Origin of the sequence: Fluviicola taffensis DSM 16823 (assembly GCF_000194605.1) — a bacterium.
GTDB classification, from domain to species: Bacteria; Bacteroidota; Bacteroidia; order Flavobacteriales_D; family Crocinitomicaceae; genus Fluviicola; species Fluviicola taffensis.
The window spans coordinates 1,051,935-1,076,528 of sequence record NC_015321.1; the positions used below are offsets into that span (position 1 = coordinate 1,051,935).

24 protein-coding genes are annotated in these 24,594 nt (G+C 35.8%); 18 read left to right on the forward strand and 6 right to left on the reverse strand.

Annotated features, from left to right (window positions below; genetic code table 11):
- Entirely contained in the window at window positions 1-249 is a 249-nt protein-coding gene (locus tag FLUTA_RS04645; RefSeq protein WP_013685699.1) for a DUF3098 domain-containing protein, read from the reverse strand.
- A gap of 24 nt (window positions 250-273) precedes the next feature.
- Complete coding sequence (locus FLUTA_RS04650) at window positions 274-1,164, reverse strand: cell division protein FtsX (protein WP_043023635.1); 891 nt, start codon at window positions 1,162-1,164, stop codon at window positions 274-276.
- A 149-nt stretch (window positions 1,165-1,313) separates the two neighbouring features.
- Here FLUTA_RS04650 and FLUTA_RS20540 point away from each other — a divergent pair, with 149 nt between their 5' ends.
- The 3 genes from FLUTA_RS20540 (at window position 1,314) to FLUTA_RS04665 (ending at window position 4,281) form a co-directional block, all read left to right on the forward strand.
- On the forward strand, window positions 1,314-1,940 hold the full coding sequence (locus FLUTA_RS20540) for a YceI family protein (protein ID WP_013685701.1): 627 nt from the start codon (window positions 1,314-1,316) through the stop codon (window positions 1,938-1,940).
- A 225-nt stretch (window positions 1,941-2,165) separates the two neighbouring features.
- Window positions 2,166-3,437 carry an aspartate kinase gene (locus FLUTA_RS04660; RefSeq protein WP_013685702.1) on the forward strand — a complete coding sequence of 424 codons (1,272 nt, stop codon included), beginning with the start codon at window positions 2,166-2,168 and terminating at the stop codon, window positions 3,435-3,437.
- Between the two features lie 79 nt (window positions 3,438-3,516).
- Window positions 3,517-4,281, forward strand: a complete 765-nt coding sequence (locus tag FLUTA_RS04665) for an OmpA family protein (protein ID WP_013685703.1) — start codon at window positions 3,517-3,519, stop codon at window positions 4,279-4,281.
- Between the two features lie 57 nt (window positions 4,282-4,338).
- Here the strand turns inward: FLUTA_RS04665 and FLUTA_RS04670 are convergent, their stop codons facing one another.
- Window positions 4,339-4,920: a hypothetical protein gene (locus tag FLUTA_RS04670; RefSeq protein WP_013685704.1), complete on the reverse strand. Its 582-nt coding sequence runs from the start codon at window positions 4,918-4,920 to the stop codon at window positions 4,339-4,341.
- A 166-nt stretch (window positions 4,921-5,086) separates the two neighbouring features.
- Here FLUTA_RS04670 and FLUTA_RS04675 point away from each other — a divergent pair, with 166 nt between their 5' ends.
- From FLUTA_RS04675 to FLUTA_RS04710, 8 genes are all read left to right on the forward strand, one after another.
- Window positions 5,087-5,953: a MerR family transcriptional regulator gene (locus FLUTA_RS04675; protein WP_013685705.1), complete on the forward strand. Its 867-nt coding sequence runs from the start codon at window positions 5,087-5,089 to the stop codon at window positions 5,951-5,953.
- Between the two features lie 95 nt (window positions 5,954-6,048).
- A complete protein-coding gene (locus tag FLUTA_RS04680; RefSeq protein ID WP_013685706.1) occupies window positions 6,049-6,561 on the forward strand; it encodes an RNA polymerase sigma factor in 513 nt (170 codons plus the stop codon).
- Window positions 6,562-8,043, forward strand: a complete 1,482-nt coding sequence (locus FLUTA_RS04685; RefSeq protein ID WP_013685707.1) for a phytoene desaturase family protein — start codon at window positions 6,562-6,564, stop codon at window positions 8,041-8,043.
- Between the two features lie 9 nt (window positions 8,044-8,052).
- On the forward strand, window positions 8,053-8,889 hold the full coding sequence (locus FLUTA_RS04690) for a phytoene/squalene synthase family protein (RefSeq protein WP_013685708.1): 837 nt from the start codon (window positions 8,053-8,055) through the stop codon (window positions 8,887-8,889).
- A gap of 2 nt (window positions 8,890-8,891) precedes the next feature.
- Window positions 8,892-9,413 (forward strand): isopentenyl-diphosphate Delta-isomerase, encoded by a 522-nt coding sequence (gene idi, locus FLUTA_RS04695; RefSeq protein ID WP_013685709.1) that lies wholly within the window; start codon window positions 8,892-8,894, stop codon window positions 9,411-9,413.
- On the forward strand, window positions 9,410-9,814 hold the full coding sequence (locus tag FLUTA_RS04700; RefSeq protein ID WP_013685710.1) for a 6-pyruvoyl trahydropterin synthase family protein: 405 nt from the start codon (window positions 9,410-9,412) through the stop codon (window positions 9,812-9,814). Before idi ends, FLUTA_RS04700 begins: the two co-directional genes overlap by 4 nt.
- A 168-nt stretch (window positions 9,815-9,982) precedes the next feature.
- The gene (locus FLUTA_RS04705; RefSeq protein WP_013685712.1) at window positions 9,983-10,303 is read left to right on the forward strand and encodes a hypothetical protein; all 321 of its coding nucleotides are present in this window, start codon (window positions 9,983-9,985) and stop codon (window positions 10,301-10,303) included.
- Between the two features lie 114 nt (window positions 10,304-10,417).
- Window positions 10,418-11,722: a cryptochrome/photolyase family protein gene (locus FLUTA_RS04710; protein ID WP_013685713.1), complete on the forward strand. Its 1,305-nt coding sequence runs from the start codon at window positions 10,418-10,420 to the stop codon at window positions 11,720-11,722.
- A gap of 31 nt (window positions 11,723-11,753) precedes the next feature.
- Here FLUTA_RS04710 and FLUTA_RS04715 read toward each other — a convergent pair whose 3' ends face one another.
- Window positions 11,754-12,395, reverse strand: a complete 642-nt coding sequence (locus FLUTA_RS04715; protein WP_013685714.1) for a hypothetical protein — start codon at window positions 12,393-12,395, stop codon at window positions 11,754-11,756.
- Between the two features lie 129 nt (window positions 12,396-12,524).
- The gene (locus tag FLUTA_RS04720; RefSeq protein WP_013685715.1) at window positions 12,525-13,157 is read right to left on the reverse strand and encodes a peptidase associated/transthyretin-like domain-containing protein; all 633 of its coding nucleotides are present in this window, start codon (window positions 13,155-13,157) and stop codon (window positions 12,525-12,527) included.
- Window positions 13,158-13,323: 166 nt separating this feature from the next.
- Between FLUTA_RS04720 and guaB the strand changes: the two genes are divergently transcribed.
- The 4 genes from guaB to FLUTA_RS04740 all read left to right on the forward strand — a co-directional run bounded on the left by guaB (window position 13,324) and on the right by FLUTA_RS04740 (window position 19,421).
- The gene (gene guaB, locus FLUTA_RS04725; RefSeq protein WP_013685716.1) at window positions 13,324-14,796 is read left to right on the forward strand and encodes an IMP dehydrogenase; all 1,473 of its coding nucleotides are present in this window, start codon (window positions 13,324-13,326) and stop codon (window positions 14,794-14,796) included.
- Window positions 14,797-14,969: 173 nt separating this feature from the next.
- Window positions 14,970-16,925 (forward strand): peptidylprolyl isomerase, encoded by a 1,956-nt coding sequence (locus FLUTA_RS04730; RefSeq protein WP_013685717.1) that lies wholly within the window; start codon window positions 14,970-14,972, stop codon window positions 16,923-16,925.
- A gap of 139 nt (window positions 16,926-17,064) precedes the next feature.
- The gene (locus FLUTA_RS04735; protein ID WP_013685718.1) at window positions 17,065-18,444 is read left to right on the forward strand and encodes a peptidylprolyl isomerase; all 1,380 of its coding nucleotides are present in this window, start codon (window positions 17,065-17,067) and stop codon (window positions 18,442-18,444) included.
- Window positions 18,445-18,461: 17 nt separating this feature from the next.
- Window positions 18,462-19,421 carry an AAA family ATPase gene (locus FLUTA_RS04740; RefSeq protein WP_013685719.1) on the forward strand — a complete coding sequence of 320 codons (960 nt, stop codon included), beginning with the start codon at window positions 18,462-18,464 and terminating at the stop codon, window positions 19,419-19,421.
- Between the two features lie 207 nt (window positions 19,422-19,628).
- On the opposite strand, the gene FLUTA_RS04745 is transcribed toward FLUTA_RS04740, so the two are convergent.
- A complete protein-coding gene (locus FLUTA_RS04745; RefSeq protein WP_013685720.1) occupies window positions 19,629-20,477 on the reverse strand; it encodes a hypothetical protein in 849 nt (282 codons plus the stop codon).
- Between the two features lie 240 nt (window positions 20,478-20,717).
- On the opposite strand from FLUTA_RS04745, the gene FLUTA_RS04750 reads away from it, so the two are divergent.
- The 3 genes from FLUTA_RS04750 (at window position 20,718) to FLUTA_RS04760 (ending at window position 24,569) form a co-directional block, all read left to right on the forward strand.
- A complete protein-coding gene (locus tag FLUTA_RS04750) occupies window positions 20,718-21,593 on the forward strand; it encodes a transglutaminase-like domain-containing protein (RefSeq protein ID WP_043023637.1) in 876 nt (291 codons plus the stop codon).
- A gap of 212 nt (window positions 21,594-21,805) precedes the next feature.
- Window positions 21,806-23,875: a prolyl oligopeptidase family serine peptidase gene (locus tag FLUTA_RS04755; RefSeq protein ID WP_013685722.1), complete on the forward strand. Its 2,070-nt coding sequence runs from the start codon at window positions 21,806-21,808 to the stop codon at window positions 23,873-23,875.
- A gap of 37 nt (window positions 23,876-23,912) precedes the next feature.
- A complete protein-coding gene (locus FLUTA_RS04760) occupies window positions 23,913-24,569 on the forward strand; it encodes an MORN repeat-containing protein (RefSeq protein ID WP_013685723.1) in 657 nt (218 codons plus the stop codon).
- The last annotated feature ends 25 nt before the right edge of the window (window positions 24,570-24,594 follow it).

A 24,594-nucleotide genomic window follows, 5' to 3' on the forward strand; every position in this document is an offset into this window, starting at 1 on the left:
TTATTCTTGAGAGTTGGAATTTTTAGCTTTCTTCATGATTCCGTAAATCATGATTACAAAACCAGCGATGATTAGTATAGGAGATATCGTGATTCGAACTGTCGAAAACAATTCTTTTTCATGAAACTCAGCTGGATTGTCTGCTCCACCGCCGATCATTAAAAGATAGCCAATAAGATTGATTGCTAAACCAATGAAAATGATTCGTAGGTTCTCTTTTTTAATTGGAAAGTCAAATTTATTGTTCATGATATAAATGAATGTGGGGCTAAATTAATATAAATCATCCAATTTTGCACGTAAATATTTGTTTAGCGCAAACCAAGTTGAAACAATGGTTAAAACACAACCAATAATTAACAAGGAGGCAAAAAGCAATAGAATATCCACCAACTTCAAATTGATTTCGACCACATCCAATATATTATTCAAGGCAAAAAAGACCGTCATCAAAAAGGCCATTCCAATGATTCCTGAAACGAGTCCTTGAAAAATGGCTTGTTTTAAAAATGGTTTTCGAATAAATCCACTCCTTGCACCAACCAATTGCATGGTTTTAATAGTGAATCTTTTGGAGTAAAGCGACAAGCGAATCGTATTATTAATCATTGCAACTGCGATTACAATTAAAAGTGAAGCCACCAATAAAATTAAAAATGCAAATTGTTTGAAACCCAAATTCACTTCTTCCAATGCTGCTTTGTCATAATTGACTTCGGCAAGCATATCTCCGAACTTCGTATTCAAACGTGTTTCAATTTCTTTCATTCCCTTTTTGGTCACGTAAGAACTTACAGGTCTGAAGTTAATTGTTGGAGGAAGCGGGTTTTCTCCCTCAAAAATCGCCAAGATTTCATCCGAATTTTGATCTGCACCTTTAAACTCTTCAATAGCGCGTTCGGGAGAAACAAAAACCACCTCTTTGAAACAATCCCACGATTTCAATTCCTGTTCTACTTGCTTAATATCTGCAGCGTTGTATTCCGATTTAAAGAATAAATCGCCGTGCAAATTTTCTCTTGCTTGCTTTTGCAAAGAGTCTAAACCAATCACTCCCGCTAAAACCAATCCGATCATAAACAAAACCAACGAAATGCCAATTACGGTAGAAATGTAACTAGTTCGAAGCCCCTTTTTTCCTGTTTTTTCGATTCTTTTACTCATCAAACCAAAATTACACTTTTTAGTCACAACCTTTTTTATTAATTTGAGAAGCTATTAACGAAGAAATGAACAACTAGTTATCTTTTTAAGAATTTATTACCATGGTAAATAAAAAGATGTATATTTGTCAAACATTAATTTAAATCACGATGAAAAAGACATTATTTTACACAGCATCATTGGCATTTGTTGCACTAGGAATGACTGCTTGCGGAGGATCTACTGAAGCTTCAGAAGACACAGCAGTAACTTACCAATTAGACGCAACTGCAACGACGTTAAAATGGAAAGGTAACTATGCAGATGATTCTCATTCGCACAATGGAACCGTGAAAATTTCTGAGGGATCAGTTAACTACAAAGGTGAAACTTTCGAAGCAGGAAGCTTTACTGTTGATATGAAAACAATTGAAAGTGAATTGACTCCTGAAACTGGTTCTGACAAATTAATCGGTCATTTAGGTGCTCCAGATTTTTTCAACATTGCTCAATTTCCAAATGTAACTGTGAAAATAAACAGCATTTCTGATACAGAAATCGATGCTACATTAAACGTCGCTGGTAAGGAAGTTCCTGCAAAAATGCCAGTTACAGTTAAGAAAACAGATAAAGAATTGACTGCAAAAGGAAAATTCACAATTGATTTCTCTTCAATGGATGTTGTAGGTTTCAAACCAAATCCTGAAATGGAGAAAGAAAAACCAAATCAATACGTAAAACCAGGCATTGATTTTGAATTGAATTTAGTCTTGAAAGCTGAAGCTTCAAAAGAATAAGAATTTCATTTATAGCCTATAAAAAGCTCCATCCGATATCTATCGGATGGAGCTTTTTTGTGATATCAACTTTCGAGGAATACTTAATCTCAATTAATCACACTTGCCAACTAAAATAAAATAATTTTACACAATTCGTTTTATATCTAAAAATATGTGATAATTCATTTCTAATAAATTGACGGAATCATTTTTGAGTTATTTTTGCAAAAAAATAATTTTCAGATGAACGTTTTCAAATTTGGTGGGGCTTCTGTGAAAGATGCTAATGCTGTTAGAAATGTATCTCACATTCTATCTCTTTTCCCGAAAGGAAATTTGATTGTTGTTGTATCCGCAATGGGCAAAACAACGAATGCAATGGAAGAGATTGTTGACTCTCTGCGGAAAAAGGATGAAAAACGTTACCTAGAATTAGTAGAAGATCGCTATCAATTTCATCAATTAATTGTTGCAGAATTGTTTCCTGAAAAGCATTATTTCATTCATCAGCAAATGGATGAGCTGTTTGAAACCTTAAAAAACCGTTTCCAACTTCCAATATCCGACAACTACAATTTTGAATATGATCAAATAGTTTCTCTTGGTGAAGTCTTATCAAGCATGATTCTAGAAGCTTTCATGAAAGAAGAGGGACATTCGACAATTTGGGTTGACTGCAGAAAAATCATTCGCACTGATCACGAATACCGAGAAGGTGAAGTTGACTGGGCAAAAACCCAAGAGTTGGTAAATGAACGATTACTACCATTATTCAAAGAAAAACGCATTGCGATTACACAAGGTTTTATTGGTCATACGTCGGAAGGATTTACAACCACTCTTGGTCGAGAAGGCTCTGACTTTACGGCTGGGATTTTGGCTTATTGCACCAATGCGAATGGAGTTACTATCTGGAAAGATGTTCCAGGCATGTTGAATGCGGATCCAAAATGGTTTGACGACACCATTAAATTGGAGAAAATATCCTTCAAAGAAGCCATTGAACTTTCGTATTACGGGGCGAGTGTTATTCACCCAAAAACAATTAAACCTCTTCAAAACAAAGGAATTCCTTTGTACGTAAAATCGTTTATCAATCCGAATGCGGAAGGAACGGTGATTCAAGAATCTTTGGAATTTGATCATTTGGTACCTTCTTTCATTTTCAAAATGGATCAAGTATTGATGTCTTTCACTCCGAAAGATTTCTCCTTCATTGTTGAAGAAAATTTAGGCGATATTTTCCAACAATTGGCCTTTTATGGCGTAAAGATTAATTTGATGCAGAATTCAGCATTGAGTTTCTCCATCTTGTTTGATCGCTCGAAAACAGAACCAATGAAACTGGTCGAAAAATTTAAAGATCAATATTCTGCCCGCTACAACGAGGGCCTGGAATTGGTTACAATCCGTCATTACGATCAAGCAACAATCAACCGAGTAACGATTGATAAAGACATTCTTCTAGAACAACGAACGCGACAGACGATTCGAATGGTCATGAAAAACAAGTAGGTATACACTCATCGCGTAGCTACTTGTTTTTCCTTTTTGTAACGAATCATTTCTGATTGCATTATTCAGGACAATACTTATGAAAGGACTCTTATATTCACTTTTCATCCTCACACCTATTTTGTCATTTTCACAAGTGAAGGCAACTAGTGACTCATTGTCCTTCTATTTTAAATTGAATAGTCATCAAATCAATTTTGAAAATAACCGCAACTCAGAAACGAGGACAATCCTTTCAAGCCTTAAAAATCAATCTATCGTTATTCGGTCCTACACCGATTCAACTGGTTCCAAAGAATACAATATCAAATTAGCCGAAGCACGCTTGGAAGCTGTAAAAAGATTCCTCAACAAATCTTATCCAGGTCAATTTTCTATTCAAACAGAAGTTGTTGTTGGTGAAGATCTTTCTCAAAAATCAGATGCTGAAAAAAGAAGGGTAGACCTTTTAATATCATCTGCCAATTCAACGAAAAAAGCAACGGGAAAAGGAAGAACATTTGAACTCGGAGTACCCATAAAACTAGAAATTCAATTTGCTTATGGACTAGATGCTATGCTTCCTAGTTCCTACAACGATATTCACTTCTTAATAGAAACCCTTCAAGCAGACAAAACACTTTTCATTACCCTTGCTGGACATGTTTGTTGCGGAACAGACAGTAAAAACCTTTCAGGAATGCGCGCAGAGCGAATCAAACAAATTCTCATTATGGAAGGAAGTATTTCCAGTAGTAGAATTAATGCAATTGGATTTGGAAACAAAAAGCCACTATTTGAAGATGATACGGAAATTCACAGGCAAGCAAATCGACGAGTTGAGGCTACATTTTACAAGAAGTAAATCCTCATCTATTTTTTAATGTAAAAACAAAAAAGGGAAGCTCTCACTTCCCTTCATTTATGAATTTCCTTTCAATGGTTTCACCGATTTAATCGATTTCGCCATCAGGTCAATAATTATTTTTTCAAATCCATCATCCCTGCTTCTGAAGACATATGTAATGTCATCAATTACTTTTTGTCCATAAACATGATAGGTTTTATGCTCAACCCCAACAGAACTTGGAGCGCCTTTTTTTCCGTCTACTTTTAATTCACGCTCATACATAATGAAATCAGGCTCATCAACAAGATAGTTAATTTTGTAGAAATTCAAGCCTGACAGTCTTTTTTTCTCAAAGCTTACCATTTCGCGATCAGAACCCCAATCATCAATAATCATATGGAAATTTGGCCCAACCATTAATTCCCATTTGAAATCATCTTCCACATGAATAATTTCTGGCTGTGTAGATGCACCAATATTTGCAGTTTCATCTGGTAGCATAATCATAATTGGGACGTCATAAGGTTTCATTGAAAACCCTTGAAATTCATACAATTCCTCATCTGTTAACTCTTTGTCTTGATCAGAATCACCACAGCGCACCGCCACTAAAGACAATGCCATGAGCAATAGAAATAGAGAAGTTTTTTTCATACCTAATAATTATATTCCATTTTTTACTATTCTAGTGAGAAAAGTAATTAGGACAAATATAGTTTTTTTATCAATTTTGAACCCCAAATTAACGGTTTCATTTCTTCAATCAAAAATATTTATTTATTTCTGAACCAATTCATTTGTTGATTGTTATATAACGATTATGGCAGGTTACAAAATCAAAGACCTTGAGATTCTTACTGGAATTAAAGCACATACCATTCGGATGTGGGAAAAACGGTATGGTATATTAGCGCCACAAAGGACCGTAACCCAGATACGAACTTATTCAGATGACGATTTAATACTGCTATTGAATGTTTCGTTGCTAAACAAAAATGGATACAAAATCTCTCGAATTGCACAAATGAATTCGAGTCTGATTATTCAGACATCCAAACAAGTTCAAAGTCAAGATATTGTAAACTCATCGATTGAGCAATTTATAGTCGCTGTTGTCAAATTAGACGAACATCTTTTTCAGAAGACTTTTCAGGAATTGATTCAAAAATCACCCCTAACAGAGGTGTTTTCAGATTCAATCATTCCTTTTCTGAGGCGAATTGGTGTCATGTGGTTAGTTGGGACAATCAACCCTGCCCAAGAGCATTTTATTTCAAACCTCATCCGACAGAAAATAATAGCAGCCATCGATTCATTACCGATTCCAGATCAAAAAAAACCAGTCGTTCTTCTTCATTTACCAGAACACGAATGGCACGAAATCAGTCTGCTCATTTATCATTATCAATTGAGATTTCAAGGAACCAACAGCATATACTTAGGTCAAGCTCTTCCTTACGACTCCTTGTTAAAAACAATTCAAGTTCTTCATCCAACAACTATTATTTCAAGCTGGCTAACGGCTGTTGATCCACAAGAAATTTTAGATTACTTCCATAACATTCAAAAAGACACTCAGGGAATCAACTTGTATGCCGGTGGGTATCAAATTGATCAAATCGAAAAGCTACTTCCTAAAACTGTCAAAAGAATAGAAATGCCTTCTGATCTAGAAGTACTTCTTTAATCTTCAAAAGAATACCCATTTAATTTACTAAAAAATAATGCGGAAAATTATTTTGTTTAATCTTTTCGTATATTTGTTAAACAAAACAAAGAAAGATGTCTACTCTTGAATTCAATAATGCGCTTATTCAACTAGAAAATTACTTACGTGCTTTCGCCATGACATATACAAAAAACGAGGAAGACGCGAAGGATTTAACTCAAGAAACAATCTTGAAAGCAATTACTTACAGAGAAAGTTATACTCCTCAAAGTAATTTCAAGGCATGGGTTTTTACAATCATGAAAAACACATTTATCAATCAATACAGACGGAAATCCAAAACAGGAAGCATTTTTGATTCAAATTTTGAGGTTGCGTACTCAAACATACCAGCTAGCTCTTCCTACCATCCTTACAATCATATCCTGAAACTAGAATTAGAAAAGCACATCGGTGCACTATCAGAAGAATTTAAACTTCCATTTGAATTACATCATGCAGGTTACAAATACCAAGAAATTGCCGAAAAAATGAATGTTCCGATTGGAACCATTAAAAGTCGTATATTCATTGCTAGAAAAAAATTAAGCGCTGTTCTCGAACAAACAACAATAGCAAACTACTAAATGTCTTCAAAAAAAATAGTCGTAATCGGATCAGGAATATCAAGTCTTTCTTGCGCATCTTTTCTTGCCAAGGAAGGGCATGAAGTAATCATTATTGAGCAAAATGAAAGTATCGGCGGAAGAGCCCGACAATTTAAAACTGAAAACGGATTTACGTTCGACATGGGTCCAAGCTGGTATTGGATGCCTGACATTTTTGAGAATTTCTACCAACAATTTGGCTATACAACCTCTGACTTCTATAAACTCATTCGACTAGATCCTTCCTATCAAGTTATTTGGGGCGAAAAAGACATGGATTCTATTCCAGCATCAATCAAAGAATTAGAAGAATATTTCGAAACGTTAGAAATTGGGAGTAGCGTAAAGTTGCGTGAGTTTCTAGCTGATGCAGAAAAAAAGTATCAAATTGGAATGAAAGATTTGGTATACAAACCAAGTTTGAAATTGACTGAATTTGCAGACACACGAATTTTTGCAGGACTTTTCAAAATGCATTTGTTCACTTCTTATGCTTCCTTTATTCGAAAATACTTTAAGAATCCGAAGATTATTTCCCTCTTGGAGTTTCCTATTTTATTCTTAGGAGCAACACCAAAAGATACTCCCGCTCTCTATTCGTTAATGAATTATGCAGATATAAAACTAGGAACGTGGTATCCAATGGGTGGAATGTTTGAATTTGTAAAAGCGTTTGAAAAAATAGCAAAAGAGCAAGGAGTTACATTTTCACTCAACAATCGGGTTCTAGGATTTAACACCTCCAATGGCAAAGTACAATCAATTACGACTTCAAACGGTGAAATCGCTTGTGATTATGTGATTTCGGGAGCAGATTATCAACACACAGAACAATTACTAAAAAATAAAGCTAACTATACTTCCGATTATTGGGAAAAACGTACAATGGCGCCTTCTTGTCTGTTATTTTACATTGGCCTTGATTGCAAAGTTCCCAAATTACAACATCATAATTTGTTTTTCGATGAAAATTTTGAAAAACATGCACATGAAATTTACAAAGATCCAAAATGGCCCAGCAAGCCCCTTTTTTACGTGAGCTGCCCTTCAAAAACAGATCCATCAGTTGCCCCACAAGGAGGTGAAAACTTATTCCTATTGATTCCGATTGCTCCAAATTTGGTTGATAATGAAGAAACTCGAGAGCATTATTTTCAACTGTTAGTGAATCGTTTGCAAGAAAAAATAGGCGTCGACATCCAACCAAACATCGTTTATAAAAGAAGCTATTGCATCGCCGACTTTATGAACGACTACAACGCTTTTAAAGGAAATGCTTACGGATTAGCAAACACCTTAAAACAAACCGCTTTGCTTAAACCACGAATTAAGAACAAACAGTTGTCAAACTTGTTTTACACAGGTCAATTGACAGTGCCTGGCCCAGGTATTCCTCCTTCCATTATTTCTGGTGAAGTAGTGGCTAAACACCTCTTGAAATCCATTGATAAACAGCACTAAATCTATCCTATGAAACAATTATTCGACTCACTTTCCTTAGATATGAGTGCTATGACCACTAAGAGGTATAGCACCTCATTTTCAATGGGGGTTCAATGTCTCAGTAAGGACTTACAAGCCCCTATTCATGCGATATATGGTTTTGTGCGCTTTGCAGATGAAATCGTTGATAGTTTCCATGAATACAACAAGGAAGATTTACTCGCTGAATTTAAAGCCGAAACATACAAAGCAATCGAACGTGGAATTTCATTAAATCCCATTTTGAATAGCTTTCAATGGACCGTCAACAAATACCAAATAGATCCAGAATTGATTGAAGTTTTCTTGCAATCGATGGAAATGGATCTACAAACAACGACTTACGAACAAACAGTTTACGAGCAATATATATTGGGATCTGCAGAAGTGGTGGGATTGATGTGTTTAAAGGTTTTTGTTCGAGGAAATACTGAAACCTATAATCAACTGAAAGACTCGGCTATGAAATTAGGATCAGCCTTTCAAAAAATAAATTTCCTCAGAGACCTTCATGCCGATTACTATCAACTGGGAAGAACCTATTTTCCAGAGATGAATTTTGATTTATTTGATTGCAACATGAAGAAAAAAATCGAACAAGAAATCGAATTAGACTTTCAAGCAGGTTACGAAGGAATCAAAAAACTTCCCAAAGACACGCGATTTGGAGTGTATATTGCCTATCGATATTACATTAAGTTATTTCATAAAATCCGAAAAACAGAGGCAGAAATCATTCTAGGAGAACGCATCCGAATTCCCAACAATAAAAAGGTTCGTTTGCTTTTTACTTCTTATCTTCGCCATAACTTGAACATGTTGTAATAGTGGAAACAGTCATTTTAGTAAACGAACAAGACGAAGTAGTGGGCTACATGGAAAAAATGGAAGCGCATGAAAAGGGAGTTCTTCACCGAGCATTTTCCGTTTTTATTCATCATGAAGGTAAAATTTTATTGCAACAACGCAGTTTGAATAAATACCATTCAAGCGGATTATGGACAAACACCTGTTGTTCACATCCTCGAGCAGACGAATCATTGGAAGATGCAGGAAATCGAAGACTAAAAGAAGAAATGGGAATTGATTGCGCCGTGAATCCATCCTTTCATTTCATTTACAAAACTCAACTCGATCGAGGTTTGGTTGAACATGAATTGGATTACGTTCTTTTTGGATCATATAACGGACCTATTTATCCAAATCCGGAAGAAGTCATGGATTACAAATGGATTTCTTGGAATGATTTGGTCGAAGATTTGAATCAATTTCCAGAACGATATACCGCTTGGCTTCAAATTTTAGTCTCTGATTACAAACAACAGTTCGAAGAAAAACTCTTTTCATGAAAATATTTCGGGTAGAACAATTCAACGCAGCACATCGGCTTTTTAATCCTAACTGGGATGATGAAACCAATAATCGCATCTTTGGCAAGTGCAACAACCCCAACTTTCATGGTCACAACTACAAGTTGGAAGTTGAATTAGATGGTCCAATCAATCCTGAAACGGGTTATGTGATGGACATGAAAAAATTATCTGAAATTATCAAACTGGAAATTTTAGAGCGTTTTGATCACCGAAATTTGAATTTAGACTGTCCAGAATTCAAAAACCTCATTCCATCTGCCGAAAACATTGCTTTGGTTTGCTGGAATATCTTGCGCCAACACCTGCCTTCAGAATTAAAATTAAAAGTCCGGTTATGGGAAACACCAAAAAATGGTGTGGAATATGATGGAAACTAAAAAATTTAAACAGAGATTAATATTTAATTAAACAAAAATGGCAGCACTAACGTTTGCTGATATCAAAAGCGATGAGCTATCCCAAATCATTTTCGCACTAACGTTTGTCATGATTTGGTCTTCAAAAACTTCGTTTTTTCTTCTTATTTTTGTTCGACATTAAAAATTATGAGAGCTCTATCAGCAATTGGCTTCGTTATCAGTATCATTGGTCTACTTTTGGTTTGCTACAATCAATTTGCGGTTATCCCTTTTTTGACAGATTTAATGAGCAGTAGTGAAATTCGGGTCAACGAGTTTACTTTTACGCTCACTCAAAAATATGAAGCTCAACTCTTCTTCATGAGTACACTAAGCATCATTATTGGAGTTTTCTCCGTTTTATTCTGTTCCTTGGTTTACTTGAGAAAACGAACACGCATGACACTCATCGGAACTATTCTAGGCGTTTTTGTTGCTGTAATGGGAATTATCCATTCGTGGTATTAGGAAAAGTTCAAAAGGTTCAAGTTTGTTTAAATGTTAAAACTCAAAATTGAACTTTCAAAAATCCAATGAACTTTTCTTCCCCTCATTTGTTGAGTTAGTTTATTCTCATCTTTCATGGAACAATTGGCTCTATTTTGGCATCGAAGAGATTTACGCATTTCGGATAATGCAGGCTTGTACAAAGCCTTGAAATCTGGACTAAAAGTACAAGCTATCTTTATTTTTGACTCTCAAATTTTAGCACATTTATCCAAAAATGATCAACGTGTTTTGTTCATTCATCAGACAATCCAAAATTTACAACAAGCATATCAAAAATTAGGCGCATCACTTTGGATTTTTCATGGAAATCCTACTGAAATAATTCCCCAACTGGTTCAAAAGCATGAAATAAAACACGTTTTTTGCAACAGAGATTATGAACCAAATGCCTTGAAAAGAGATAAAAGCGTTTACGATGCCCTCACAAAAATTGGTTGCCAATTTTCAGGATCAAAAGACCATGTTATTTTTGAAAAAGAAGAAATTGTAAAATCAGATGGAAATCCCTATCACGTTTTCACACCCTACATGAAACGATGGAAAGAACAGCTGAACGATTTTTACCTTCAGCCATATCCTGTAGAAAAATATATCCACAATTTAAACCCAAACAATCACGTTGAATTGCCAACTCTTTCAGAACTTGGTTTTTCAGAGATTCAAACTCAACATTTCCCTTCAGCTGAAATACCCCAAACGATTATTCAATCGTATGAAAATACTAGAGATTTTCCTGCAATTAACGGAACAACACGATTAAGTATTCATTTGCGTTTCGGAACCATTTCTATCAGAGAATTAGCAAAACAGGCTCTTAAAACCAATGAAAAATACTTCAATGAATTAATCTGGAGGGATTTTTATCAGATGATTTTGTTTTTCTATCCAAGAACAATTGAAGAAACATTTCGCAAAGAATATGGTCGCATTGAATGGGAATTTGATGAAAAGTTGTTTCAAGCTTGGTGTGATGGAAAAACGGGTTATCCTTTGGTTGATGCAGGTATGAGAGAATTGAACGAAACAGGACACATGCACAACCGCGTACGCATGGTCGTTGCTAGTTTCTTTTGCAAACACCTATTTCATGATTGGAAATTGGGAGAACGCTACTTTGCCGAAAAGTTATTGGATTTTGAATTAGCAAGTAATGTTGGTGGATGGCAATGGGCAGCTGGATGTGGTGTAGATGCAGCCCCCTATTTCCGAATTTTCAATCCAACAACTCAACAAGAACGCTTTGATCCGCAATTTGAATACATCAAGAAATGGGTTCCTGAATTTGGCACATCAGATTATCCGCAACCAATAGTAGAACACAAATGGGCAAGAGAGCGTACATTAGAAAATTATAAGAAAGTGTTGAAAGCAGAGTAAAAAAGAAATCAGAGATAAAATTTAAACCCTTTTAATCTATTACCAAAACTGCTTCTGAAAAAGTTCCAGAACAAAGAGGAGTGAATACAATTGCATCCTCATTCGACTGGTAACTGTTTACATAATAATTTACCCGCATAAAAGGATTCCCTTGATACTCAATCGGAAAACTTAAATACCCAGCATTCTGAACTGTATCTATTATACCTGACTGAAACGGTCCAGCAATTTTCTTCACCCAATGGCTTGCACCGTTTTGCGGGTAATTCCAATCATAATAATATAGCGTATCATTGGCGGTATACGCATTATTCACTTGCAGCCGCACAATAAACTTAACTGAAGGGGGATTGTTGTAAACCTTTCCAATGTTTAGATTCTTCTTGCTTGGAATACCTCTAAGTATTTCACCATTGGTCCGGATTGAAAGCTTGCCGGAATTTTCTGCTTTATATACCACCTTAAAATAACCGTTTTCATCACAAGTAAAATCCTTCAAATATCCACCGTTAGATGTCAAAGTTATTGACTCTTGATAGAGAGACATTTCCTTATTAGAAGCAGGAAGATCACATGATGACATTAACCTTCCTTCAAGAGTATATTCTTTATTTTTGTTCTTACAGCCGATTAGTGTAAAAAAAACTATCAATACATAAAATACTCTTTGCATAATTTTGGTAATTGAAGGTAGAAAATGATTATCTGAATTTTAAAAAGAATTAAATATATCCTAATCTACTAAAAGGAGAACAATAATTTATCATAAAAGATTGACATAAAAACCTTTAATCAATTAAATCTACTGCCTTTGCAATTCACCCGACCTCCATTTTTGCAAGAACTTCGCCCAAGCAAATGGATTCAGCAAGTTGTTTACCGGAGACTGCCCCATGGTATACAAACGCGTATTGTTTTGATTCATCACATTTCCATAAGATAAGGAAGCATCAGATGAAACCATGGACGCTATATGTGCCAGTGATTTACCAGATAATTCTTTTTGCGCACGAAGCATAGCATCATCATAGGGATTCATTTCCACAAACGCTTGAGCAAACGCCTCTCTTGAGGGCCACGGATAAATAACAACTTCAGACAGTTGAATCGTATCAACAGTCATCATGTGAATAATGGAATAACGTTCTTCAGAAAGTGTATCTGGAACAATGTAAGAAGACGGCTTGTGTCCGAAATAGCGAAATAAAATCGTATCTCCAGGATGAACAACAACAGAGAAGAAACCGTAAATATCAGCCATTGTTCCTCGTCTAGCTGTTTTATTATAAAGAGCAGCATAAGGCATTTCCTGCAGGCTATCTGAAGAAATCACTACGCCAGACAATTGAACCAACTTCTCTTTATCTTGAGCATTTGAGTTCAAGGAAAGGCAAAAAACCAATCCTACAAGTACGTATTTCAACCAATTATTCATATTACAAGATTACGGAATTTTGTAGAATGTTTTATCAGTTTTAGCTCGTTTAACAATTATTATCAGGAAAAAGCCCAAAACTTACTAGAAACTTTCACTAAAACGATTTGTTTCTGAATGAAAATACTTACTTTTGCGAGAATTTATTTCAAAAATAGGTTCACACATGGCACTGTCCAATCTTAATTCAGTTAGAGAAGGTCTCACATACGATGACGTACTCTTAGTCCCAGCATTTTCACAAGTTCTTCCTAGAGACGTCCGTTTAAAAAGTAAAATCACACGCAACATTGAAGTCAATACTCCCATTGTTTCAGCAGCGATGGATACCGTTACAGAAGCAAGCTTAGCAATCGCTCTTGCTCAACACGGAGGAATTGGTGTAATTCACAAAAACATGACCATTGCTGATCAAGCTTTGGAAGTACGAAAAGTGAAGCGTTCGGAAAGCGGGATGATTTTAGATCCTGTAACATTATCCGAACACGCAATTGTAAGTGATGCTTTAAACTTAATGGCTGAGTTTAAAATTGGAGGAATCCCAGTCATTGATGAAAATAAAAAATTAAAAGGAATCATTACCAACCGCGATTTGCGTTTTGAAAAGAACCATTCAAGACCTGTGCGCGAAATCATGACCACTGAAAACTTGATTACCACTAAAGATGGAACAAGTCTTGCAACCGCAGAAGAAATATTACAAGAAAAGAAAATTGAAAAACTACCAGTAGTTGATGGCGATAATACCCTTATCGGCCTAATTACTTACCGCGATATTATCAAAGTAAAAACACATCCTAATTCCTGTAAAGATCAATATGGACGTTTGCGTGTTGCAGCAGCAGTTGGAGTTACACATGACACCATTGAACGTGTACAAGCTCTTGTTGAAGCAGGAGTAGATGCAATTGTCATCGATACCGCTCACGGACACACAGAAGGAGTTGTGATAAAACTGAAAGAAGTAAAAGCTCAATTCCCGAAATTAGATGTAATCGTAGGAAATATTGCAACAGCAGCAGCAGCAAAATACTTGGTTGAAGCTGGAGCTGACGCCGTAAAAGTTGGAATTGGACCAGGTTCCATTTGTACCACCCGAATCATTGCGGGTGTTGGCGTTCCTCAATTGACCGCAGTAAATGATGTTGCTTTAGCTTTAGAAGGAACAGGAGTGCCTGTAATTGCAGATGGAGGAATTCGCTATACAGGAGATATTGTAAAAGCAATTGCTGCAGGAGCAGATGTCGTAATGATCGGTTCCATGTTTGCAGGAGTTGAAGAATCTCCAGGAGAAACAATCATTTACGAAGGAAGAAAATTCAAATCATACCGCGGAATGGGCTCTTTGGAAGCCATGCAAAAAGGCTCAAAAGACCGTTATTTCCAAGATGCGGAAGACGATATTAAAAAATTGGTTCCAGAAGGAATTTCAGGACGTGTTCCATACAAAGGTAACTTGTACGAAGTGGTTTATCAAATCGTTGGCGGTTTGAGAGCTGGAATGGGATATTGTGGTGCTGGATCGATAGAAAAACTAAAAGGTGCTGAATTTGTTCGTATTACATCTGCTGGGATGCGTGAATCTCATCCACACGATGTAACGATTACGAGAGAAGCTCCAAATTATAGCTTGAAGTAATCATCAGAAATTAATTAAAAAAATAGATAGGGCAGAAAATTTTCTGCCCTATCTATTTTACCCAACATACTATTTGAAACCTTAAATTTTTCTTAAATCCTTCGATTTTACTTTCAAAGCCAAAACAATGTGTTATTTTTGGCGTTCTTGGTTTGAACAAAGTATAACAATTCATGAAAAAACAACTAGTATTAGCCTTAGGAATTTTATTTTCCCTAAACACCATCGCTCAAACAGATAATGTTGTGATGGAAATTGACGGTAAAAAAGTGACTAAATCGGAATTTTTACAGATTTATTTAAAAAACAACAACGATCCAAAGTACGATAAAGTATCATTGGATGAATATATGGGGTTGTTTAAAAAATTCAAATTGAAAGTTGCAGAAGCAGAAGCACTTGGATATGATACCATTCCAAAATTAAAAAAGGAATTGGCTGGTTATCGCAAACAATTGTCTCAACCCTATTTGATTGATTCTACAAAAAATAGTGCATTAGTTGCTCAAGCTTATGAACGGATGAAAAACGAAGTTCATGCAGCTCATATTTTAGTGAAAGTTGTTGAAAATGCTTCTCCGGAGGATACATTAGCTGCTTACAACAGAATTCTTGCTATCAAAAAACGTATTGAGAATGGCGAAGATTTCGCAACTGTTGCAAAAGGAAAAAACGGTTCTGATGATCCATCAGCAGCTAGAAACGGAGGTGATTTAGGCTATTTCACGGCATTCCAAATGGTTTATCAATTTGAGGAAGCTGCTTACATGACACAAGTTGGAAAAATTTCCAATCCTATTCGCACCAAATTTGGCTACCATATCTTAAAAGTGATTGACATTCGTCCAGCAAGAGGAACCATGAAAGCAGCTCATATAATGGTTGCAACTGGAAAGGATGCAGGTCAAGAAGAATTAGATGATGCACGCAAAAAAGTAGATGAAATCTATTCGAAATTACAAAATGGTGAATCTTTTGAAAAATTAGCTGGTGAATTTTCTGATGATGCACAAACTGCAGAAAAAGGAGGTGAACTTCCACTTTTTGGAACAGGTACAACAACTCGTATGGTTCCTGAGTTCGAAGAAGCGGCTTTTGCACTAACTGCAAATGGAGACATTTCAAAACCAGTTCAAACAGCATTTGGATTTCACATCATTAAACGATTAGAATTAACACCACTTCGCTCATTTGACGAATTGAAAAAGGAAATTCAATCGAAAGTAAACAAGGATGAACGTGCTATTGTAACTCAAAATTCGTTTATCCAAAAATTAAAGAAAAGCTATTCGTATAAAGACAATTATAGTAAATCAAGCAAATGGTTCGTTCAAAATATTGACACCAACTATTACAAAGGAACTTGGAATGCAGATGCCTTGAAAACAAATACTGCTATGTTTACTTTGGATAAAAAAGAATTTACTCAAAAAGAATTCGCTTCTTATCTTCAAAAGAATTCTAGAAATTTCAAAAATTTAGATTCAAAAACCTTGGTTCAAAAGCAATACACAGCTTGGCAAAACAGCGAAATTTTAGCTTATGAAGAAAGTAAATTGGATGCAAAATATCCTGAATTTAAAGCATTAATGCAAGAATACCACGATGGTATTTTATTGTACGAGATTATGTCTGACAAAGTTTGGAACAAAGCAATCAAGGATACTTCTGGCTTAAAAATATTCTTTGAAAAAAACAATAGTACTTACGCTTGGGGGAAACGCTACAATGCATACATCTATGAATGTTTGAATGAAGATATTTCTAAAAAGGTTGCAACTATGTTAAAAAGCGATACAATTTCATCCCGTACCGTAATTAACGTAATCAATAAGGATTCTGAATTAAACTTAAGAGTTAGAACGGGTAAATTTGAGTTAGAGTCAGTACCTTACTTAAAAGGGCAAAACTTGAAAAAAGGCGTCAATCCAGCTTATGTGTTTGATGGAAAATACTACATCGTTAAGGTAGATGAGATTTTAGAACCCGCTCCAAAAACATTGACTGAAGCAAAAGGTGCTGCAACCTCAGATTATCAGAATTACTTAGAAAAAGAATGGTTGGCTGAAATTGGAAAAAAACATCCTATTGTCATCCATGAAAATGTTCTTTACAACTTAGGAAAATAAATGGAAGAACCGGTAGATGCCGGTTTTTCTTTTTGAAAAAACAATCAAATTCTTAAAATAATGTAATTTGCTATGCGTTATTGATTGAATCTCAAAAAAGAACACGAAATTAGCACCTTATACGTTTGATAAAATAAACATGAAATATCAACTATTAATTAGTTTTCTCTTTACTCTTGCTTTCACCAACGTGTTCGCTCAACCCAAAATGATTGACAAAGTTATTGGCCAAGTTGGTGATAACATTGTGCTGTATTCAGAATTAGAAGGACAAAAGCAGTCATTAAAACAAAACAGTGCTGTTCCAGAAAGTATTGATCAATGTGTGCTCTTAGAACAAATGCTCTATAATTTCCTATTGGTAAATCAAGCTGAATTAGATTCCATTCAAATTAGTGATGAGCAGGTAGATGCCGAAATGGAAAATAGACTTCGTGTGATTGAAAATCAGATGAAGAATGTCAAAGACGATAAAGGAAATCCAATTACTATTGAGTCTTTTTATGGAAAAACAAAATCTCAAATTAAAGAAGAATTTAGAGTAACAATCAAAAAACGTTTGCAAGGACAAGAGGTTGAACGCGGAATTACAGCAGATTTAGATGTTTCACCGATGGAAGTGGAAAATTTTTTCAATAGTATTCCAAAAGACAGTTTACCATATATCAACTCACAACTTTCATTTCAACAAATAGCTATTTTTCCAAAAATCACCAAATCAGATAAGGAAATTGCTCAAAAAAAGATTGTTGAAATACGAAAATCCGTTGTATCAGGAAAAATGACCATGTGTGCGGCAGCTTTCTCAAACTCCGACGACCCTGGAAGCGCTAAAAATTGCGGACGTTACGAAGCAACTCGCGGGATGATGGCTAGAACTTTTGAAGCAACAGCTTATAGCTTAAAAGTAGGAGAAATCAGCGAGGTCTTTGAGACTGAATTCGGTTTTCACTTCATGCAACTAATCGACCGAAAAGGTGATGATTACATTGTTAGTCACATCTTAATCTCTCCTAAGTTCAGCTTGGATAGTTTAGATGCATCAAGTAAACGTATGGAGAAATGCTACGAGGACTTGAAGCAAAATAAATACACTTGGGATGATGCTGTTAGAATCTATTCTAACGATGTAAATACAAAAGAAAACAAAGGATTCATTACCAACCCAATTACCGGAGAAATTAAGTGGAGTATTGAACAAGTGAACGAAGTAGATCCTATGATGTTCCAATTAACCGATGGATTAGAAATCAATCAAGTGACGTCTCCAAATTTGTACTACGACTTCAACGAGCGCAAAGAAGCAATTCGAATCGTGCGTGTAGCCGAAAGAACGAAACCACATGTTGGTAATTTAAAGGACGACTACAATTTATTCCGTATGATGGCCTTAGAAGACAAAAAACAAAAAGTAATTCTAGCTTGGACCAAAACAAAAATTTCCACAGCATATATTCGCATCGATGATTCATTCAAAGACTGCGTTTTTCAAAACCAGTGGATTCCGAAAGCACCATAAAGCAAAAAGATAAAAACATGTCAGACGTAGCTGCTATTGAACAATTAGTAAAAGATTACAAAGCTCTTAAAAACGAAATCCATCAAGTCATTGTTGGACAAGAAGAAGTGGTTGATCAGGTTTTAATTTCTATTTTTTCACGTGGACATTGTTTGTTAGTTGGTGTTCCCGGATTGGCAAAAACCTTATTGGTAAATACAATTGCCGATACTTTAGGGCTTTCATTTAACCGCGTGCAATTTACTCCAGATTTAATGCCTTCAGATATTGTAGGTTCTGAGATTTTGGATGAAAGTAGACAGTTTAAATTCATCAAAGGACCTTTGTTTAGCAATATTATCTTGGCAGATGAGATTAACCGTACTCCTCCAAAAACGCAATCAGCTTTGTTGGAAGCAATGCAAGAAAGAAGAGTTACTGCTGCAGGAACAACCTATACATTACCACACCCTTTTTTCGTGCTTGCAACACAAAACCCAATTGAGCAAGAAGGAACTTATCCTTTGCCAGAAGCACAATTGGACCGTTTCATGTTCAACATTTGGGTAGATTACCCTTCTTTTGTAGAAGAAATGGCCATTGTAAAAAGCACCACTTCTGATGTCAAAATACAATTGAACCAAATCGTTTCAGGAGAAAAAATTGCTGAATACCAAGAACTAATTCGCCGCATTCCTGTTGCTGATAATGTACTGGAATATGCGGTAAAACTAGTTGCTAAAACTCGAAAAGACAATCCATTGGCTCCACAACTTACCAAAGACTTTATTTCTTGGGGAGCTGGACCACGCGCATCACAATATTTAATTGTTGGAGCTAAATGCCATGCAGCATTACATGGTCGTTTTTCTCCAGACATTGACGATGTAAAAGCTGTAGCTTTACCAATTTTGAGACACCGCATTGTGCGCAATTATCGCGCAGAAGCCGAAGGATATTCGAATGATAAAATCATTACAGAACTGATGAAGAGCTAGTGTTAACTAGCGATTCGATACAGACAAACGTTAGTGCAGTCGTAAAAGAGTTTCTTTCTGAAAACAGAATAACTCGTTAGTGCAGTCGTAAAAGAGTTTCTTTCTGAAAACAGAATAACTCGTTAGTGAGGTCGTAAACACGATTTTATATAAAAAAGTAAGGGTGGAAAATTTTCCACCCTTACTTTTTATCCTATATACTGTCACTTATATTACAACCGTATAAGTATGTCCGTTGATTTCAATGGTAAAAGTTCCATCGCAAGCTCCAGTTCCATAATCAATTGTTCGGGTTGTTCTACCTGTTGGGGTAATTTCCAACGTTCCTTTTGTGATGTATGGACATCCAACTTTCACATGTAATGCGTTTATCACATTTGCTGTATAGCCGTCGCCATTCACTACTTGCGCAGTTGCTGTTCCTGTAATATCATACTCATCATCCCAGTAATTCAACAAAGTAGTATAACCATTGGTAAATGTTCTAATTCGATCTGACGTATATGTAGCAATTTCTCCAGTCGATAAAGTCACAACTCCATCAATATCTACTTTGTAATAAGGCTGTCCCAATGAGTTCGGCCCCATATTCTCAATCGTCATCACTCCTTCTACTTTATGATCATTCACATAGTAATTAACAGGAGTATAGTTGATAATTGTTCCTTGATTGTAATAAGATCCGTTGTAAGAAATAATTAGCTTTCCACGACGTTGTTTTTGATCCTGACAAGTACAGTTGCTTGTCCCCCAATCAATTGTTAATGTATCTTGCGTTCCAACAGTATCTAAAGTAAGAATCACATTGCAATTTGCTTTCTCTGTTTCGGTAAATGATTCATACTTTCCAACTCGAACAATTGGCTGACCAATTCCGTAGATCGTCAAATTACCTTTTACTGCTTGATCAGACATATTTGCCATTTCGCTAAAGGCATTCTCTACAATGGCGTTTGTTTTTGGAGCAGAACTTTCATCATACTTCCATTTCTTTTTACAAGATGTTACTTGAAAAAGTGCTGCTAAGGCAAGGCCTAGAATTAAAAATCGTTTCATTAGTTGTAGTTTTTGAATGACGAATATCGTTGATTACAAAGAACATACCAAGATATTTCGGGATGAATGAGTAAATATCACTTTTAACCGATTATTTGGAGAGAAGTTACACAACTTGTTAAAATTTCTCAAGTGAAAATCCGCTGATTTAGTGGAATTCCTTTGTTGTTCACATTTCAGTATTAATAGTTTCAACGCTTCTGCTCAAAATATGCATTTGCCTTCAGGTATCTTTGTTTCATGGAAGATTTGAAATCTCTACAAGCGTTAATTGCCCTCATGGATGATCCAGATGAGCAAATTTATGCGCATGTGCGAGATCGGTTGTTAGAAATTGGACCTGATGCTGTTCAACTATTAGAATCTTCTTGGGAAGAAAAAGATTATGGGCTGCTTTTTCAATCCCGCATTGAAGTTTTGATTCACGAGATTCAATTCGAAGAATGCAAGCGCCAATTAAGTTCATGGTACAGCAGTTCTTCCAAAGATTTGTTGAAAGGAACCATTATCATCGCCAAGCATCAATATCCTGGTTTGGATGAAAAAGCCATCTATACCTTCATTGAACGAATCCGCAGAGATTGTTGGTTAGAGCTAAATCACAACATGACTGCCTTCGAATCAATTCGCATCATTAACAAAGTACTTTTCGGACAATACGGATTTTCAGGAAATTCGAAGAATTACAATTCTCCACTCAATTCCTTCATCAATACCGTTATTGAAACGAAGAAAGGAAATCCTCTGAGTTTGAGTATTCTCTACAGTGTAATTGCTCAAGAACTCAAATTGCCGATTTACGGAGTAAATCTTCCAAACCACTTTATCCTCGCATACATGGATAATAACGGTGTGAATCAATTTATCTCGAATGGAAATGAATACGGGGTTTTGTTCTACATCAATGCCTTCTCAAAGGGAAGTATGTTGCAAAAAGACGACATCGTGCAATTTTTATCGAGTATTCAAGTTGCGCCACAAGCAAGCCACTTTCAACCGTGTTCCAACTCAGATATTATCCGCAGAATGATTACAAATTTAATTGCTTCCTTCCAACAGGTTGGGAATTTGGAAAAAGTGAATGAGTTGATGGAACTGAGAGGTTTGCTGGATTAATTGAAAATTGAAACCCTGATCGTTATCCGGAAATGATTGAAAAGTCGAAAAATCTGAGGATATTGTTACTATAACATTTGATTTATTTGCACCAAATTCTAATTCAAAAGACATTCTTCACCTAATTTTGAATTCCTCTTTATTTCGTATATTGAACTGCTTAAAATCAGCATCTAACTGAAATTATTCCTTTGACAAAAAATAGAATTACCATGAAATATCCATTAATCCTCATGACACTTATCGGAATCAATCAAATCTCTCAAGCCCAAGAAGACAAATTCCAATGGCTAGAAGAAGTTGCCAGTGAAAAATCTTTGCAATTTGTACATGCTCAAAATAAAGCGACGCTTGAAAAACTGAGTCAAGAAAAAGACTATCAATCCATTTACGACAAAAGTTTAGAGATTTCCAATTCTTCCAACAAGATTGTTTATCCTGGTATCCGAGGAAAGTACGTCTATAATTTCTGGAAAGATAAAGACCATGAAAGGGGTATTTTGAGGAGATGTCTTTTAACCGATTATACCAATGGAAAAACGAATTGGGAAACACTTTTAGATATCGATGAATTATCGAAAAAAGATAATATCAAATGGGTTTACAAAGGCTCAAGTGGTTTACGTCCTTCCTATAACCGTTTGTTGATTCAACTTTCAAATGGCGGTAGTGATGCGGTATTTATCAAAGAATTTGATGTAGAGAAAAAACAATTTTTAGAAAACGGATTTCAAATAGATGAAGCAAAAGGTTCAGCTGGGTACATCGACGAAAATACGTTAATCGTTTCAACCGATTTTGGCGAAGGAACAATGACTACTTCTGGTTATCCGAACCAAGTGAAAATTTGGAAACGAGGCACCTCATTAAAAGATGCACAATTAATTTATGAAGGTCAGCAAACAGATGTTGGTACTTGGGGAGGAACAATGGAAGATGGAATGAAAACCTACGTTTCCATTTCCAGAGCTTCAAGTTTTTTTACTACTCAAAAATTAATCTGGATCGATAACAAAATTGTCACATTAGACATTCCTGAAGATTGCACCATCAATGGTCTTTTGAATGATGAATTGGTGATTCAATTAAAATCTGATTGGACAATAGATTCAAAAACATACAAAAACGGTGTGTTGCTAAGTCTCAATTTCACGCAATTACTCAATGGCAAAAAAACGATTCAAGTAATAGTTCAACCTGATGAATTTTCGAGTATTTCAGAAGTGTCTGCAACTAAAAACAAACTGCTTGTGAACATGCTGAGTAATGTAACAAGTCAATTGTATATTTACTCTTTCACGAATGGAAAGTGGACTAATCAACAAGTAAAAGCGCCTGATTTTGGAACTATTTCACTGATCAGTACTGATGAATTTTCCGATCAATATTTTTTTCAGTACGAAAACTTCATTACTCCAACAACTCTCTATGCAGCAGACGCAGAAAAAAACACCTTTGAAGCCAATAAGTCACTGCCGTCCTATTTTGATGCAAACAAATATGAAGTAAAGCAGTTCAAAGCGAAATCAAAAGATGGCACACTCGTTCCATATTTCATGATAGCTGCTAAAAATGTGAAAAATGACGGAACCAATCCTACACTGATTGTAGCTTACGGAGGATATGAAGTTTCCTATCAACCATTTTATATGTCCACGTATGGGAACGCTTGGCTAGACAAAGGTGGAGTATTTGTATTAGCTAATATTCGTGGCGGTGGTGAATTTGGACCAAAATGGCACCAAGATGGAATGAAAGAAAAACGTCAAAACGTATTTGATGATTTATATGCAGTTTCAGAAGACCTAATTGCTCAGAAAGTGACTTCGCCCAAACATTTAGGAATCATGGGTGGAAGTAACGGCGGTTTGTTAGTTGGAGTAGCATTTACACAACGACCAGATTTATACAATGCGGTGGTTTGTCAGGTTCCCTTGCTTGATATGCAGCGTTTCAACAAATTATTAGCTGGTGCAAGCTGGATGGGCGAATATGGAAATCCCGATATTCCAGAAGAATGGGAATACATTCAAAAGTATTCTCCGTACCAAAACCTGAAAGAAGGAATGAACTATCCAGAAGTGTTTTTTACGACTTCCACACGCGATGACCGTGTTCATCCAGGTCACGCACGTAAAATGGTTGCCAAAATGAACGACATGGGCTACAAAACCTATTATTACGAAAATATGGAGGGCGGACACGCTGGTTCTTCTACCAATGAGCAAAGCGCAAAGGCTAGTGCGATGATGTTTTCTTATTTGTTGATGAAGTTGAGGTAATAGAAAGTCCAAATTGAAAGAATTAATCGTGTCCAAAATGAAAAATTTGATAATCGCATTGCTCCTCTTTACCACAAGTTGTAGCTCTAAAAATAATTGGGAATGTACGGAAGGAGATTGTGAAAACGGAGAAGGAACAAGAAGTTGGAAAGACAATGGTTTAGAAAAGGGACATTGGATCAATGGCGAACTCAACGGAAAAGGTTATCAATTTTTTGGAACAACTTCAAATTTTTCTGGAGATACTTATACAGGCAATTTTAAAGACGATGAGTATTCAGGATTTGGAACGTATTATGATAAAAGTGAAGATTCAAAGTATGTTGGCAATTGGAAAAATGGGAAGCCAGACGGAAAAGGAATTGGAAAATGGGGAGAAAATTCAAAATATCCAGGTCGTTACTATGACGGTGAATACAAAAACGGTTTAATGCATGGTCACGGAACAAAGTTCTGGGGCATTGCTGAAGAAGATAAATTCACCAATAACAAATACGTTGGTGAATGGAAACATGATGAAATGGATGGATTTGGTAAGTACGAATGGGCAGATGGAAGCTATTATGAAGGTCCTTGGAAAAATGGAAACCAAAATGGCTATGGAATATACGTATTCAAAAACGGAGAAGTTTTTAAAGGATATTGGGACGATGGATACTGTGAAGCACTTTCAAAAAAAATGGGATTAGAATAAGACTTTATCTATCATCAAATCACAG